The organism is Tessaracoccus pujii, assembly GCF_055326215.1.
Window position 1 is genome coordinate 118,944 of record NZ_JBUZNP010000004.1, and the last position, 14,012, is coordinate 132,955.

13 protein-coding genes are annotated in these 14,012 nt (G+C 70.0%); 2 read left to right on the forward strand and 11 right to left on the reverse strand.

The genetic code is table 11. The features are described 5' to 3' along the window. Position 1: 1 nt before the first annotated feature. The 8 genes from ACZK5N_RS06955 to ACZK5N_RS06990 are packed head-to-tail and all read right to left on the reverse strand — an operon-like array spanning position 2 to position 8,744. Positions 2-2,410: an NADH-quinone oxidoreductase subunit G gene (locus tag ACZK5N_RS06955; RefSeq protein WP_459020341.1), complete on the reverse strand. Its 2,409-nt coding sequence runs from the start codon at positions 2,408-2,410 to the stop codon at positions 2-4. After that, complete coding sequence (gene nuoF, locus ACZK5N_RS06960; RefSeq protein ID WP_459020342.1) at positions 2,407-3,720, reverse strand: NADH-quinone oxidoreductase subunit NuoF; 1,314 nt, start codon at positions 3,718-3,720, stop codon at positions 2,407-2,409. The genes ACZK5N_RS06955 and nuoF overlap by 4 nt, the downstream gene beginning before the upstream one ends. Continuing rightward, positions 3,717-4,460 carry an NADH-quinone oxidoreductase subunit NuoE gene (gene nuoE, locus ACZK5N_RS06965; RefSeq protein WP_459020343.1) on the reverse strand — a complete coding sequence of 248 codons (744 nt, stop codon included), beginning with the start codon at positions 4,458-4,460 and terminating at the stop codon, positions 3,717-3,719. The genes nuoF and nuoE overlap by 4 nt, the downstream gene beginning before the upstream one ends. Beyond that, positions 4,457-5,806, reverse strand: coding sequence for an NADH-quinone oxidoreductase subunit D (locus ACZK5N_RS06970; RefSeq protein WP_459020344.1), 1,350 nt, complete (start codon positions 5,804-5,806; stop codon positions 4,457-4,459). Before ACZK5N_RS06970 ends, nuoE begins: the two co-directional genes overlap by 4 nt. Then, on the reverse strand, positions 5,806-6,501 hold the full coding sequence (locus tag ACZK5N_RS06975; protein WP_459020345.1) for an NADH-quinone oxidoreductase subunit C: 696 nt from the start codon (positions 6,499-6,501) through the stop codon (positions 5,806-5,808). The genes ACZK5N_RS06970 and ACZK5N_RS06975 overlap by 1 nt, the downstream gene beginning before the upstream one ends. Then, positions 6,498-7,052, reverse strand: coding sequence for a NuoB/complex I 20 kDa subunit family protein (locus tag ACZK5N_RS06980; protein WP_459020346.1), 555 nt, complete (start codon positions 7,050-7,052; stop codon positions 6,498-6,500). The genes ACZK5N_RS06975 and ACZK5N_RS06980 overlap by 4 nt, the downstream gene beginning before the upstream one ends. A 14-nt stretch (positions 7,053-7,066) precedes the next feature. Then, a complete protein-coding gene (locus tag ACZK5N_RS06985; RefSeq protein WP_459020347.1) occupies positions 7,067-7,426 on the reverse strand; it encodes an NADH-quinone oxidoreductase subunit A in 360 nt (119 codons plus the stop codon). A 19-nt stretch (positions 7,427-7,445) separates the two neighbouring features. Continuing rightward, positions 7,446-8,744 carry a geranylgeranyl reductase family protein gene (locus ACZK5N_RS06990; RefSeq protein ID WP_459020348.1) on the reverse strand — a complete coding sequence of 433 codons (1,299 nt, stop codon included), beginning with the start codon at positions 8,742-8,744 and terminating at the stop codon, positions 7,446-7,448. A 225-nt stretch (positions 8,745-8,969) separates the two neighbouring features. Here ACZK5N_RS06990 and ACZK5N_RS06995 point away from each other — a divergent pair, with 225 nt between their 5' ends. Further along, positions 8,970-10,223 carry an isochorismate synthase gene (locus ACZK5N_RS06995; RefSeq protein WP_459017405.1) on the forward strand — a complete coding sequence of 418 codons (1,254 nt, stop codon included), beginning with the start codon at positions 8,970-8,972 and terminating at the stop codon, positions 10,221-10,223. On the opposite strand, the gene ACZK5N_RS07000 is transcribed toward ACZK5N_RS06995, so the two are convergent. Genes ACZK5N_RS07000 through ACZK5N_RS07010 form a run of 3 tightly spaced genes read right to left on the reverse strand, consistent with a single transcriptional unit; the run spans position 10,224 to position 13,261 of the window. Continuing rightward, positions 10,224-11,852 (reverse strand): DUF6297 family protein, encoded by a 1,629-nt coding sequence (locus tag ACZK5N_RS07000; RefSeq protein WP_459017406.1) that lies wholly within the window; start codon positions 11,850-11,852, stop codon positions 10,224-10,226. Then, positions 11,849-12,490 (reverse strand): heme ABC exporter ATP-binding protein CcmA, encoded by a 642-nt coding sequence (gene ccmA / locus ACZK5N_RS07005; RefSeq protein WP_459017407.1) that lies wholly within the window; start codon positions 12,488-12,490, stop codon positions 11,849-11,851. The genes ACZK5N_RS07000 and ccmA overlap by 4 nt, the downstream gene beginning before the upstream one ends. A 15-nt stretch (positions 12,491-12,505) precedes the next feature. After that, positions 12,506-13,261 (reverse strand): alpha/beta fold hydrolase, encoded by a 756-nt coding sequence (locus ACZK5N_RS07010; protein ID WP_459017408.1) that lies wholly within the window; start codon positions 13,259-13,261, stop codon positions 12,506-12,508. Positions 13,262-13,315: 54 nt separating this feature from the next. On the opposite strand from ACZK5N_RS07010, the gene ACZK5N_RS07015 reads away from it, so the two are divergent. Further along, the gene (locus tag ACZK5N_RS07015; protein WP_459017409.1) at positions 13,316-14,011 is read left to right on the forward strand and encodes a demethylmenaquinone methyltransferase; all 696 of its coding nucleotides are present in this window, start codon (positions 13,316-13,318) and stop codon (positions 14,009-14,011) included. The last annotated feature ends 1 nt before the right edge of the window (position 14,012 follow it).

Here is a 14,012-nt window from a genome sequence, read left to right on the forward strand (position 1 = left end):
GTCAGGCTCCTTCATCCATCGAGACGGCCGAGACGTGGGCGGGGGCGCCGGGCACCACGGAAAGCCGGTCGGCTGTGTTGGGGTTCAGCGGAACCCAGACCACGTCGTCGACCATGCCGGGGGTGACCTCGACCGGCAGGACCATGGTGCCGCCGTCGGACTCCACCGTGGCCACGTCCCCGAGGCCGAGGCGTTCGGCCGTGGCTGCGGACACACGGGCGACGGCGGGCCGGGCCGTGGCCCGCAGCGCCAGCTCGTGGTCATTGCCCTGCGAAGCGTCCAGCAGCTCGCGCCACCCGGCGAGCGTCACGCCGTCGGCGGCCGCGACGGACGCGTTCACCGTCGGGGTGGCGGTGCGCTGGCCGTCCCACGTGCCCAGCTCGATCAGGTCGGCGTAGGCCTGCTTCGAGGCGCGGAACCCGAGGTCCTGGCCCATCGCATCGGCGAGGGCGGCCAGGATCCGCAGGTCGGTCATGGGCGAGGGGACGTTCTTGTTGACCACCCGCACCCGTCCGTGACGGTGCTCCCAGTTGAGGAAATGGCCCGACTGCTCCTCGACGAGGGCGGCCGGCAGCACCACGTCGGCGCGCTGCGACACCTGGGAAAGGCGCTGTTCGATGCTGAGCACGAACTCGGCCCTCTCCAGGCCGGCGAGCGCCGTGGACGGGTCGGCGAGGTCCGCCGGATCCACACCAGCCAGCACGAGCGCCTTGAGGGAGCCGTCGGCGGCGGCCGCGAACTGCTCCTCCGCGGAGAGGCCCACGTCTGCCGGCAGCGAGGCGAGGCCCCACTGCGAGGCCACGTCTACGCGCGCGGTCGGGTCGCTGACGGGACGACCGCCGGGCAACAGGCCCGGCAGGCATCCGGCCTCGACCGCGCCCACGTCGCCTGCGCGGCGCGGGATCCAGGCGAGGCGGGAGCCGGTGGCGTCCGCCTTGGCGGCGACGGCGCTGAGGAGGCCGGGAACGGTGGCCGCCCGCTCGCCCACGAGGATCACGGTGCCGGCATCGAGATCGGTGAGCTCGTCGAGCGCAGCGACCTCCCCACCGGGGGCGACCGGGACCAGGGTGGCGGACAACTTCTCAGAGCCGCGCGACGCGAACGGCGCCAGCGTGGTGACCTTCAGGCGGTTCCCGCGCACCGCCTTCCGGAGCCGCAGGAACACGATGGGCGACTCATCCTCCGGCTCGAAGCTCACCAGGACCACGTGGCCGGCGCTGTCGAGATCCGAGTAGGTGACCGACCGGGTCAGGGGCTGCCCGGCCACGCGGGCCGCGAGGAACTCGGCCTCCTCGGCCGACGAGGGCCTGGAGCGGAAGTCAACGCTGTTGGTGCCCAGGACTGCGCGGGCGAACCGGCTGTAGCCGTAGGCGTTCTCGACGGTGAGCCGTCCACCGGTCTGGACGCCGACGGAGGTGCCCGCGGCCCGGAGCCCGAGGACCACGGCATCGATGGCCTCGGGCCAGGATGCGGGCTGGAGCACGCCGTCGCGGCGCACGAGCGGAAGGGTGATGCGGTCCTCGCCCCGTGCGTACATGAAGCCGAAGCGGCCCTTGTCGCAGCTCCACTCCTCGTTGACGGCCTCGTTCTCGCTGGCGAGGCGCCGCTTGACCTGGTGGTGGCGCTGATCGGCGCGCAGCTGGCAGCCGGAGGCGCAGTGCTCACAGGTCACCGTCGTCGACACGAGGTCGAAGGGGCGCGCCTGGAAGCGGTACGCGGCCGAGGTGAGGGCGCCGACCGGGCAGATCTGCACGACGTTGCCCGAGAAGTAGGAGTCGTAGGGATCCTGCTCGTAGGTGCCGATCTGCTGGAGCGCGCCGCGCTCGACGAGCGCGATGAACGGGTCTCCGGAGATCTGCTCCGAGAACCGGGTGCAGCGCGCGCACAGCACGCAGCGCTCGCGGTCCAGCAGGATCTGCGCCGAGATGCTCACCGGTTTCGGGAAGGTGCGCTTCAGCTCACGGAACCGGCTCTCCCCCGGCCCGTGCGACAACGCCTGGTTCTGGAGGGGGCACTCGCCGCCCTTGTCGCAGATGGGGCAGTCCAGCGGGTGGTTGATGAGCAGCAGCTCCAGCATCCCCACCTGCGCCTTCTTGGCGACCGGGGAGCTGACCTGCGTGTTGACCTTCATGCCCTCGGCCACCGGCATGGTGCACGAGGCCTGCGGCTTGGGGAATCCGCGTCCGTTGCCGGCGTCGGGGATGTCCACCATGCACTGGCGACAGGCGCCGACGGGGTCGAGCAGGGGGTGGTCGCAGAAGCGCGGGATGGCGGTGCCGATCATCTCCGCGGCGCGGATGATGAGGGTGCCCTTCGGCACGCTCACCTGGGTGCCGTCGATGGTGAGGGTCACCAGATCCGGCTTCGGCGCGACCTCCTCACCCGTGGTGGTCTTGGTGTCGACGCTCATCGAAGGTCTCCTTCCACGGCGAACAGCGCGCTCTTCTCGTAGGGGAACAGTTCCCAGGCCGGCGTGTGGTAGCCGAGCTCGAACTCGGAGCGGAAGTGCCGCACCGCGCTGGTGACGCAGGCGACGGCGCCATCTGCCAGGGCGCAGAACGAGCGCCCGCCGATGTTGTCACAGATGTCCAGCAGCTTGTCCACGTCGCCCTCCAGGGCGGTGCCGGCCTCGAACTTCATGAGCAGCTGCACCAGCCACCACGAGCCTTCACGGCAGGGGGTGCACTTGCCGCAGGACTCGTGCTTGTAGAACTCGACGAACCGCAGCGTGGTGCGCACGATCGACGTGGTCTCGTCGAAGACCTGCAGGGCCTTGGTGCCCAGCATGCTGCCGGCTCCGGCCATCCCCTCGTAGTCCAGGGGAAGGTCGAGGTGTTCGGCCGTGAGGATGGGCGTCGACGAGCCGCCGGGGGTGAAGAACTTCAGCTCACCACCACCGCGGATTCCGCCGGACAAGTCCAGCAGCTGACGCATCGTGATGCCCATGGGGGCCTCGAACTGTCCGGGGCGGGCGACGTGCCCGGACAACGAGTAGAGGGTGAACCCGCTCGACTTCTCCGACCCCATCGACTTGAACCAGGACGCGCCGTTGGTGAGGATCGACGGCACCGAGGCGATCGACTCCACGTTGTTGATCACGGTGGGGGATGCGTACAGGCCGGCCACGGCCGGGAACGGCGGGCGCAGGCGCGGTTGCCCGCGGCGGCCCTCGAGCGAGTCGAGCAGCGCCGTCTCCTCGCCGCAGATGTAGGCGCCGGCCCCCGCGTGGACGATGATGTCCAGGTCGTAGCCGGTGCCGAGGATGTTCCTGCCCAGGTACCCGGCGGCGTATGCCTCGCGCACCGCCTGCTGCAGCCGGCGGATGACGTGCAGCACCTCGCCGCGACAGTAGATGAACGCCGTGTGGGCGTTGATGGCGTAGGAGGAGATGATCACGCCCTCGACGAGGGTGTGGGGCGTGGCGAGCATGAGCGGCATGTCCTTGCAGGTGCCCGGCTCCGACTCGTCCGCGTTGACCACGAGGTACTTCGGGTTGGGATTGTCCTGGGGCACGAAGGACCACTTCATGCCGGTGGGGAAGCCGGCCCCGCCACGGCCGCGGAGATTGGCCTCCTTGACCAGGTTCACCACGTCCACGGGCTGCATCGCCAGCGCGGTGCGCAGGGCGCGGTAGCCGCCGCTGGTCTCGTAGCGCGACAGCTTCCACGAGTTGTCCTCGCCCCAGTGGGCGGAGAGGACCGGGGTCAGCAGATCCGTCACTTGGTGGCCTCCGGCTTCTCAGCGGCCGGCCGGGTGTCGGCCGACGGCGCGGACCAGTTGTTCTCGCGGGCGATCTCGCGCCCGAGCAGTGAGGCGGCTCCGGCCGAGGGGCCCTCGTCGGCACGCCCGTCCGGGAATCCCGCCAGCACCCGCTCCGCCTCGCGCCACGAGGTGAGCGTGGCCCCGCGCGGGGACACCACCTCCTCGTCGGCGACCAGCTGGTCCAGGAGCTCATCGAGCTTCGCGGGATCCATGTTGTCGAAGAACTCCCAGTTGACCATCGTCACCGGAGCGAAGTCGCATGCCGCGTTGCACTCGAGGCGCTCCAACGAGACCTGCCCGTCCGGCGTGGTCTGGTTCTCGTCGATCCCCAGGCGCTTCTTGGCCCGGTCGAGCAGGATGTCGCCACCCATCACGGCGCACAGCGCGGTGGTGCAGACGCCGACGTGGTGCTTGCCGGCGGGGCGCCGCTTGTACATGGTGTAGAAGGTGGCGACACCGGAGACCTGGGCGGTGGTGATGCCCAGCACGTCCGCGCACACCTCGATGCCGCGGGGGCTGACCCGGCCGTCCACCGACTGCACGAGGTGCAGCATCGGCAGCAGTGCCGAGCGTGGCTGCGGGTACCGGGCGGCGAGCTGACGCAACTCCTCGATGGTGCCCTCGTCGATGCTGGTCGACTGATCCGAGTAGTCCACCGAACCGGACTCGGGGAAGTTGCTGGCAAAGTGGCCGCTCATCGGTCCACACCTCCAAGGACGGGGTCGAGGCTGGCGATCGCGACGACGACGTCGGACATCATGCCGCCCTCGCACATCGCCGGGATCGACTGCAGGTGGTTGAAGCCCGGATCCCGGAAGTGGACCCGGTAGGGGCGGGTGCCGCCGTCGGAGACGACGTGACAGGCCAGTTCGCCCTTGGGCGACTCGATGGCCTCGTACACCTGACCGACCGGCACCTTGAAGCCCTCGGTCACGATCTTGAAGTGGTGGATCAGCGCCTCCATGGACTCGCCCATGATGTGCTTGATGTGCTCGTTGGAGTTGCCCTGGCCGTCCTCGCCGACGGACAGCTGGGCCGGCCACGCGATCTTCGTGTCCGCCACCATCACGGGCTGGCCCTGGGTGCGCTCCAGGCGCTCGTAGCACTGCTCGACGATCTTCAAGGACTCCCAGCACTCCTGCAGGCGGATCCGGAAGCGTCCGTAGGCGTCGTTCGAATCCCACGTGACGGTGTCGAACTCGTAGGTCTCGTAGCCGCAGTAGGGCTGCTTCTTACGCAGGTCCCAGTCGTAGCCGGTGGCGCGCAGCGGCGGGCCCGACATGCCCATCATCATGGCCGAGGTGAGGTCCATGACGCCGACGCCGGACTGGCGGCCGATGAAGATGGGGTTCTCGTTGCAGAAGATGGCGTACTCCGGCAGGTGCTTCTTCAGCCAGTCGATGACCGTGCGGAGGTGGCTGAGCCCGTCCTCCGGCAGGTCGTTGGCGACGCCGCCGGGGCGGATGTAGGCGTGGTTCATGCGCAGCCCGGAGAGCCCCTCGAGGAAGTCGAGGATCATCTCGCGCTCGCGGAACGCGACCGTCATGACGGTCAGGGCTCCGATCTCCATGCCGCCGGTTCCCATCGCCACCAGGTGTGAGGCGATCCGGTTGAGTTCCATGACGAGGACCCGGATGATGCTGGCCCGCTCCGGAACCTCATCGGTGATCCCCAGCAGGCGCTCGACGGCCAGGCAGTAGACGGCCTCGTTGAACAGCGGGGCGACGTAGTCCATGCGGGTCACATAAGTGACCCCCTGGGTCCACGTCTTGTACTCCATGTTCTTCTCGATGCCGGTGTGCAGGAAGCCGATGCCGGGGCGGATCGAGGTGACGGTCTCGCCGTCCATCTCCAGGATGAGGCGGAGCACCCCGTGCGTCGACGGGTGCTGCGGGCCCATGTTGACCACGATGGTCTCGTCGCCGCGCTCGGCGTGCTCGGCGGCGATGTCCGCCCAGTCCCCGCCCTGCGCCAGGTAGACGCGGTCAGCCTTGTCTGCCGTCGACCCCGCGAAGACGTCTTCGGTCGCTGCGTGCGTGCTCATCAGGAGTAGTTCCTCCGGTTATCGGGGGCGGGGACCTTGGCGCCCTTGTACTCGACGTCCACGCCGCCGAGCGGGTAGTCCTTGCGCTGCGGGTGACCCTGCCAGTCGTCGGGCATGAGGATGCGGGTCAGCGACGGGTGGCCGTCGAAGACGACGCCGAACATGTCCCAGGTCTCGCGCTCGTGGTAATCGGCCATGGGATAGGTGGCCACCACCGAGGGGATGTGGGGATCCTCCTCGGGGCACGTGACCTCGAGGCGCACCCGGCGGTTGTGGGTGTGGCTGAGCAGGTGGTAGACCACGTGCAGCTCGGCGCCCCGCTCCTGCGGGTAGTGCACCCCGGACACCGACGCGCACACCTCGAAACGGAGGTAGGCGTCGTCGCGGAACCGGCGCACCACGTCGGGCAGCTGCTCGCGCGGCACATAGATGGTCAGCTCCCCGCGGTCGAACAGGACGCGGCCCTCCCCCAGCCCTGGCAGCACCTCGAGCGCGCGGCCGTGGATGGCGTCGAACGGTTCGCCGAACGGGCCTTCGGAGCGCCCGGGCATCGCGAGCTCGCGGCGGATGCCGCTGTAGCCTGAGGTGTCGCCCGACCCGCGCGACCACATGCCCTCCTGGCGCGCGAAGACCGGCTGGCCCACGGGGGCGGCGGCCTGGGCGGGCAGGTTCTGCTCGGGTTGCGTCTCGCTCATCGCATGAGTCCCTTCAACTCCACCTTGGCCGGCGCGATGAGCGCAGCCCGTTCGGCCTCCTCGACGGCGGCTGCCTCGTTCGGCCCGATGGGGCGGTTCTGCACCTTCTCGCGCAGCTTGAACATCGCGTCGATCAGCATGTCCGGCCGCGGGGGGCAGCCGGGGACGTACATGTCCACGGGGAGGAAATGGTCACAGCCCTGGACGATGGCGTAGTTGTTGAACATGCCGCCCGACGACGCGCAGGCACCCATCGAGATGACCCACTTAGGGTTGGGCATCTGGTCGTAGACCTGGCGCACCACCGGCGCCATCTTCTGCGAGACGCGGCCGGAGACGATCATGAGGTCCGCCTGGCGCGGCGAGGCGCGGAACACCTCCTGGCCCCAGCGTCCTGCGTCGTAGCGGGGCGTGCCGTAGGCCATCATCTCGATGGCGCAACAGGCCAGACCCATCGTCGCGGGCCAGAACGAGGCCTTGCGGACCCAGCCGAAGACACCCTCGACCGTGGTCAGGAGGATGCCGCTGGGGAGCTTGTCTTCGATACCCATGCCTGGATTTCCTCTCAGTCCCAGTCGAGGCCGTTGCGGCGCAGGACATAGAAGTACGCGATGAACACGGTGACGATGAACACGATCATCTCGACGACGGCGAAGGTGCCCAACTGCCGGTAGGCCACGGCCCACGGGAAGAGGAAGACCACCTCGATGTCGAAGATGATGAACAGCATGGCGGTGATGTAGTACTTGACCGGGAAGCGGCCTCCGCCCACAGGCTGCGGGGTGGGCTGGATGCCGCACTCGTAGCTGTCGTACTTGGCCCGGTTGTAGCGCCGGGGGCCGACGACGAGGCTCAGCGACATCGAGATCACCACGAAGACGGTGGCCAGGACCACCATGCCCACGATCGGGATGTAAGGATTCATCAGTGAACTTTCCTTCCGGTCAGGCCGAGGGCGCAGCCTTGCAGAGCGCGTTGATGATGCGGTCCATGGCATCACCGCCATGCGAGTCGGTCAGGTTGGCCAGCAGTTTCATCACGAAGCGCATCAGCGTCTTGCGGGGCAGTCCGTAGCGCGTACAGAGGTGCATGATCCGGGGGTCGCCGATGAGTTTCACGAAGATGGTGCCGAGGCGATAGTAGCCACCGAGGCTCGCCTTCAGCTGGGCGGGATATGCCTGCATGGCCTGCTCGGCGGACCTGGTGCCGGCGCCACGCGAGAACGCCTCGGCCAGGGCCGAGGCGGCCATCTCAGCCGATTCCATCGCGTATGCGATGCCCTCGCCGTTGAACGGATTGACCATGCCTCCGGCGTCGCCCACCAGCACGAGCCCGCGGCCGTAGTGGGGCTGGCGGTTGAACGCCATGGGGAGCGCGGCGCCCTGCACCGGGCCCACCATGTTCTCGTCGCGGAAGCCCCACTCCTCCGGCGTGTTCTCGAGCCAGCGCTTCAGCAGCGCACGGTAATCCGTCTTGCCGAAACTCTTCGAGGTGTTGAGCACGCCCAGGCCGACGTTGCAGGTGCCGTCACCCATGCCGAACACCCAGCCGTAGCCGGGCATGAGCGTGGACACGTGGGGCTTGCCGTCCCACAACTCGAGCCAGGACTCGAGGTGGTCGTCGTTGGTACGCGGGGACGTGAAGTAGGTCCGCACGGCCACACCCATGGGGCGGTCGTCGCGCTTGTTCAGGCCCATGGACACCGACAGGCGCGACGAGTTGCCGTCCGCCGCGACCACGTAGGGGGCGCGGAAGGCGCGGCCATCCTTGGTGGTGACGCCCGTGATCCGGCCCGTGCGGTCGTCGAGGACCGCGGCGTCCACGTTGGCTCCCTCCACGAGGGTGGCGCCCTGGGCGACGGCGTGCCTGGCGAGCATGTCGTCGAAGTCCGCGCGGGGCCGGACGAGTCCGTAGGGCGGGAAGTCGGTGAGGTCCGGCCAGGGCAGCTCGAACGGCTCGGTGCGGCCACCGTAGACGCGAAGACCCTTGTTGTGGAGCCAGCCGTTGGCCTCGGAGGTGTCGATCCCGATGCGGGTCAGCGCACGGGTGGCGCGGGGGGTGAGACCGTCGCCGCACACCTTCTCGCGGGGGAAGTGTGACTTCTCCAGGAGGGTCACGTTGAGGCCGTGCCGCGCCAGGTAGGCAGCAGTGCTGGATCCGCCGGGGCCCGCACCGACGACGATGACGTCCGATTCGGTGGGTGTGTCGGCAGACGCCGCGCCATCAGGCTTGGCGAACGACATGCGGTTCTCCTGTCTTCCCGGGCGTCTCTCGCGGTCAGTCTAGGGGGTGCCCGCAGATTTCGACCAACCGGGTTCAGAACGACCCAAGGCCCACTGACAAGGCCTTGCGGGGGCATTTAAGTTATGACTACGTTGCGTAATAGTCGGTTCGCCGAGGTTCGCCAGGAAGGTCCACGGGTTGGGGGCGGGTGGCCCGCGGGTCATCGCACGGCTATGCTCGCCAAGGTGATTCTGGACTTCGGCAGTGCGAGGATGCGCGCCACGACCGTCGCCATCGCGGACCCCGGCCCCCTTGAGCGGTTTCTGCCTGACGCGGCACCCGGGTGCGCCTTCGTGCGGCGCGGCGAGGGCTTCGTGACGCTCGGCGAGGTGGCGCGCTTCGAGACCGACACCCTCGAGGCCGCCGACGTGTGGTGGGACGAGATATCGAGCCAGATCGATCACGACTCCGAGATGCCCGGAGAGTTCGGCACGGGGCCGCTGGCCGTGGGCGCGTTCACCTTCGACCCCGACCGCTCCGAGGACCGCTCGGTCCTCATCGTCCCCGAGGTCATCGTCGGGCGGCGCGGCGGCGTGTCATGGATGACCCGGCTGGGGGCCTCGCGCCGCACCACCACGCTCCCCCCGCCCGGCTCGCCGACCGTCCCGCCCAGGGGCCTGCGGCAACTCGGCGGGTCCATGACCGAGCAGCTGTGGACGGACATCGTCGCGGCAGTGGTGGACCTCATCCGGCGCGACGAGGTGCACAAGGTGGTCCTGGCGCGTGACCTCCGCGTCCGGGCCGACGCGCCGCTGGACCTGCGCCACCTCCTCGCCGAGCTGATGGCGAAATACCCCATGACGTGGACCTACCTCGTCGACGGAATCGTGGGCGCCACCCCGGAGCTGCTGCTGCGCCGGCACGGCGGCCTGGTGACCTCGCGGGTGCTGGCCGGCACCGTCTGGCGCGACGCCGAAGGTACCGACCCCCTGGCCAAGGCGACCGAACTGGCGCGCTCGCAGAAGGACATCTCGGAGCATGAGTTCGCCGTCGACTCCGTCGCCTCCGCGCTGGCGCCCTACTGCCAGGCGATGAACGTCCCCGAGGCGCCGTCGGTCCTCAAGCTGCCCAACGTCATGCACCTGGCCACCGACATCACGGGCGTGGTCAGCCAGTCCGCCAGCGCCCTGACGCTGGCCGCGGCCCTGCACCCGAGCGCGGCCGTGTGCGGTACCCCGACCCACCTGGCGCTGGACATCATCAGTGAACTGGAATCCCTGGACCGCGGCCGCTACGCCGGCCCCGTCGGGTGGGTGGACACCCAGGGCGACGGCGAGTGGGCCATCGCCCTGCGCGGGGGCCAGGTGCGCCCGGGGACCCCTGAGGAGATCCAGCTGTTCGCCGGCGCGGGCATCGTCGCGGATTCGGCGCCGGAGGCCGAACTCGCCGAGACCGGCGCGAAGTTCGTCCCGATGCTGCAGGCCCTCGGACTGGCCTGATCAGCGCTTCCGCGGCACCTGGATCTTCTGCTTCGGGCTGCCGGGTCCGCCGCTGCGTCGGGTCTTCTCCTCCTCGAGCAGGCGCTTCTGTTCCGCCTGCTGGTCCATGAGGGTGTCGCGGTCCAGGCCGGAGCGCAGGAGCATGAAGGCGATCAGCGCGATGATCAGCGAGACCCACACCGGCCAGTTGAACACGATCGGCAGGGTCACGAGCACCACGATGTCCACACCGCGCAGCAGCGAGAACAGCAGCCCCGGCGGCATGGCGCCGATGCCGGTGGAGACGATGGGGCCGGAGTAGTCCGCCGGCTTGGCCGAGACCCAGCGCACCGCCGCCAGCAGGCCTGCGACGCCCGTCACCAGAGCTGAGGAGGCCGCCGTGACCGGATCCGACTCCACCCCCCCTGCCACGCCGAGGAACGCAGGGAAGACGCCGACGGTCCACAGGAGCGCCAGCACCGCCGGCACGATCATGGCCGCCTGCTTGATCTGGGACGGGTCGAACGGGAGGCAGCGCTGGAGGCCCTTGGTGCGCGTGAGGACCCGGAGGGAGTTCATGAACGGCACCAGCGCCGCCAGCAGCACGAGAGCCGAGATGGGCGGGTTGAGCATCGCCAGCCCCAGGGCCTGTACCGCGTAGGGCACCACCATGGTGGCGAGCAGGGTGATCAGCGGCATGGGTTGGCGCCACAGGCGCTGCACGTCGCGCATGACCAGCGCGGTCAGCCCTGACCCGGCGCCGCGCGTGGGGCGCACGTGGCCGCGCTTCTTGGCCTTCGCCTCGACGAGGATGTCGCGGATCAGCGCGAACTCCAGCGCGAACGCGGCGCCCTGCAGGCCGCTGAGCAGCGAACCGCCGGTGGTCAGGCGCTGGCGGCGGATGTTGCGCAGCCGTCGGTGGGCCAGGAACCCGGCCACTACGACCAGCAGCAGCCCCACGCCGGCGATGATGTAGGCCAGCTCCACCGCGATGAGGGTCAGCCCGCCGAGATCCATCCAGCCGGCAGCGCCGCTGACCAGCAGCACCATGGTGCCGATCGCCGTGGCCCCGATGATCCACTGCACCCCGGTGACGATCCAGTGCCGGTCCAGCCCCTGCTCGGCCGCCGCGAACGCGATGAGTCCCGCCGCCCCCAGGCCGCCGGCCAGCGCCCAGATGCCGATCTCCGCGGCCCGGGAGCCGGTCAGGGAGGCGATGAGCGCGCCGGCAGCGGCGCCCAGGACGGCCGCGGCGGCGATGCCGCCGACGAGGCGGCCGGCCAGCAGGCGGCGCCGGTCGGTAGGTCCGTCCATGAGCCAGAATCCCTCGGCCGACGACGCGACGACCGGGCCGAACAGCCTGGCCACCACGAGCGTGAACGCCAGGATGCCCGCCACCGAGGCCCAGGGCAGGAGTCCGCGGGCGGCCACGCAGCCCGCGGTGTCACAGATGGCCGCGGTGCGTTGAGCCTGGAGGATGGACGACACCAGCATGGCGCCGATGAGGACGATGGAGAACACCATGACGTACCCGTCGGACAGGGCCTGCCACAGGTTGCGGTCCGCGCGGCCGCGGCGCCAGTCGCGCATCAGCAGCTTGAGCTGCTTCTCGTCGACGACGCCGACCTCCGTCAGCCGGTGGTCCATCATCGGGCGCCCCCGAGGTGGAGCTCGCGGGCCCCGATGGCCTGCAGCAGGGAGGGTTCGTGGCTGGCGAGCACGATGGCGAGACCGCCGGCGAGCTCCGCCTTCAACCGCTCACCCAGCCAGGCGACGCCCTCCACGTCGAGACGCTGCTCGGGCTCGTCGAGCACGAGCAGCTGGCGGGGGCGGACGAACGCGGTGGCCAGCGCAAGGCGTCGGCGCTGACCCGACGAGAGGGTGCTGGGCAGCTGCCCCGCCTGCGGGACCAGCTGCACCTCCTCGAGCACCTCGTCGACGAGGTCGTCGGGGTCGTGGAGGCCGTGTGCCCGGGCCAGAAGATCGAGGTGCTCGACGACGCTGAGGTCCGGGAAGAAGTCCAGGTCGTCGATGACGGTGGCCACGGTGCGACGGATCTCCGGGTTGGTCTCGGTGACCTTGGTGCCGTTGACGGTGATGGTGCCCTCGTCCGGACGGTCGGCTCCCACGAGGCAGCGCAGCACCGTCGACTTTCCGGCGCCGTTGCGTCCCGTCAGGGCGACCGCCTCCCCTGCGTGCACCCTCATGCTGAAGTTCTCGATGATGGTCACGGGCCCGTAGGCCTTCTTGAGGTTGTCGACCTGGAGTACGACGTCTTTCTTAGCCACGCGGCCAATTGTGGCTCATCGACGAAGCGGTGGCACATCGGGCGCCTGCCTCGCCGGGACGGCCACCACCTGATCGACGAACCGCCGGATGATCGAGGCCACCGCCGCCGGGTGCGTGAGCGGTGCGAAGTGGCTCGCCCGGGGAACGATGGCCAGCCCGGCTCCGGGCACCAGGCGACGGTACCGGCGCTCGTCGACCCTCATCTGGTCGAACTGCCCGTTGAGAAACAGCACGGGACACGCCACCGTGGCCAGGACGCGCGGCGGGCAGTCCTCGGCCACCGCGCGCCATACGGCGGGCAGCGAGCCGTAGGACGCCGCGTCGGGGAGCAGGCCCTCCCGAACGCCGAGCCGCCTGGCGAGCCCGAGCCGGACCCGGCCGAGCCGCCGGTGATCCACCCGCCCCGTCAGCCAGGCGAAGCCCCGGTACGGCACGGCCATCGGCCCCCTCGGGTTGCCCGTCGCGCCGATCAGCACCACCCCCGCCAGCCGGGGGCGCGGGGTCGAGGCGAACAGCCCGCAGAGGTAGCCGCCGAGGCTGTGCCCGACGAGGACCACGGGCCGATCCCCGGCCGCGGCCTCACCGATGACCTCGAGCGCGCCCGCCGTCGAGAACGTCTCCCCGCTCCGGGGACCGTGGCCCGGCAGGTCCACCGCGACCACGTCGAGGCCGGGCAGCAGCGCCGGATAGTCGGCCCACTGCGCCGACGAGGACATCGAGCCGTGCACCAGCACGAGGCGGGCCGTGCTCGGGTCCTGCGGTTGCGTCATGGGTCAAGCATGCCGCCCGCGCCGGTCTGCCGGGCGCCCCGCTAGGCTGCAGCAATGCAGAATCAGCGGGCCACGATGGAGAAGCGACGCGGCGAGGTGGCCGCCATGTTCGACGGCGTGGCCAAGCGCTACGACCTCTTCAACTCCGTCCTCAGCCTCGGCCAGGTGCACGCCTGGCGCAGGGCCACCGTGAGGGCCATCGCCCCGCGGCCCGGTCAACGGATCCTCGACCTGGCCGCCGGCACGGGCACCTCCTCCGCGGTGCTCGCGGAGGCGGGCGCCTACGTGGTGCCCTCGGACATCTCGATCGGCATGCTCACGCAGGGCCGCCGTCAGCAGCCCCACCTGGACTTCGTGGCGGGCGACGCCCTGGCCCTCCCCTTCGCCGATGCCACGTTCGACGCCGTGACCATCTCCTACGGCCTGCGCAACGTGGAGCGCACCCTGGACGCCCTCGTGGAGATGCGCCGGGTGACCAGGCCGGGCGGCAGGATCGTGATCGCCGAGTTCTCCACCCCCACCATGCCGGCCTTCCGGCACGTCTACACCAACTACCTGGTGGCTGCCCTGCCCACCATCGCCAGGCTGTCGAGCAATCCGGTGGCCTACGGCTACCTGGCCGAATCCATCCTGGCGTGGCCGGATCAGCGGGGGCTGGCGCAGCTGATGCTGGAGGCCGGGTGGAGCGGCGTCGAGTGGCAGGATCACGCGGGGGGCATCGTCGCGCTGCATCGCGGCTGGAACGCCTGAC

Coding starts and splice junctions, on each gene's coding strand:
- ACZK5N_RS06955 (WP_459020341.1), bottom strand. CDS start 2,410: ATGAGCGTCGACACCAAGACCACCACGGGTGAGGAGGTCGCGCCGAAG.
- nuoE (WP_459020343.1), bottom strand. CDS start 4,460: ATGAGCGGCCACTTTGCCAGCAACTTCCCCGAGTCCGGTTCGGTGGAC.
- ACZK5N_RS06970 (WP_459020344.1), bottom strand. CDS start 5,806: ATGAGCACGCACGCAGCGACCGAAGACGTCTTCGCGGGGTCGACGGCA.
- ACZK5N_RS06975 (WP_459020345.1), bottom strand. CDS start 6,501: ATGAGCGAGACGCAACCCGAGCAGAACCTGCCCGCCCAGGCCGCCGCC.
- ACZK5N_RS06980 (WP_459020346.1), bottom strand. CDS start 7,052: ATGGGTATCGAAGACAAGCTCCCCAGCGGCATCCTCCTGACCACGGTC.
- ACZK5N_RS06985 (WP_459020347.1), bottom strand. CDS start 7,426: ATGAATCCTTACATCCCGATCGTGGGCATGGTGGTCCTGGCCACCGTC.
- ACZK5N_RS06990 (WP_459020348.1), bottom strand. CDS start 8,744: ATGTCGTTCGCCAAGCCTGATGGCGCGGCGTCTGCCGACACACCCACC.
- ACZK5N_RS07000 (WP_459017406.1), bottom strand. CDS start 11,852: ATGATGGACCACCGGCTGACGGAGGTCGGCGTCGTCGACGAGAAGCAG.
- ACZK5N_RS07010 (WP_459017408.1), bottom strand. CDS start 13,261: ATGACGCAACCGCAGGACCCGAGCACGGCCCGCCTCGTGCTGGTGCAC.
- ACZK5N_RS07015 (WP_459017409.1), top strand. CDS start 13,316: ATGCAGAATCAGCGGGCCACGATGGAGAAGCGACGCGGCGAGGTGGCC.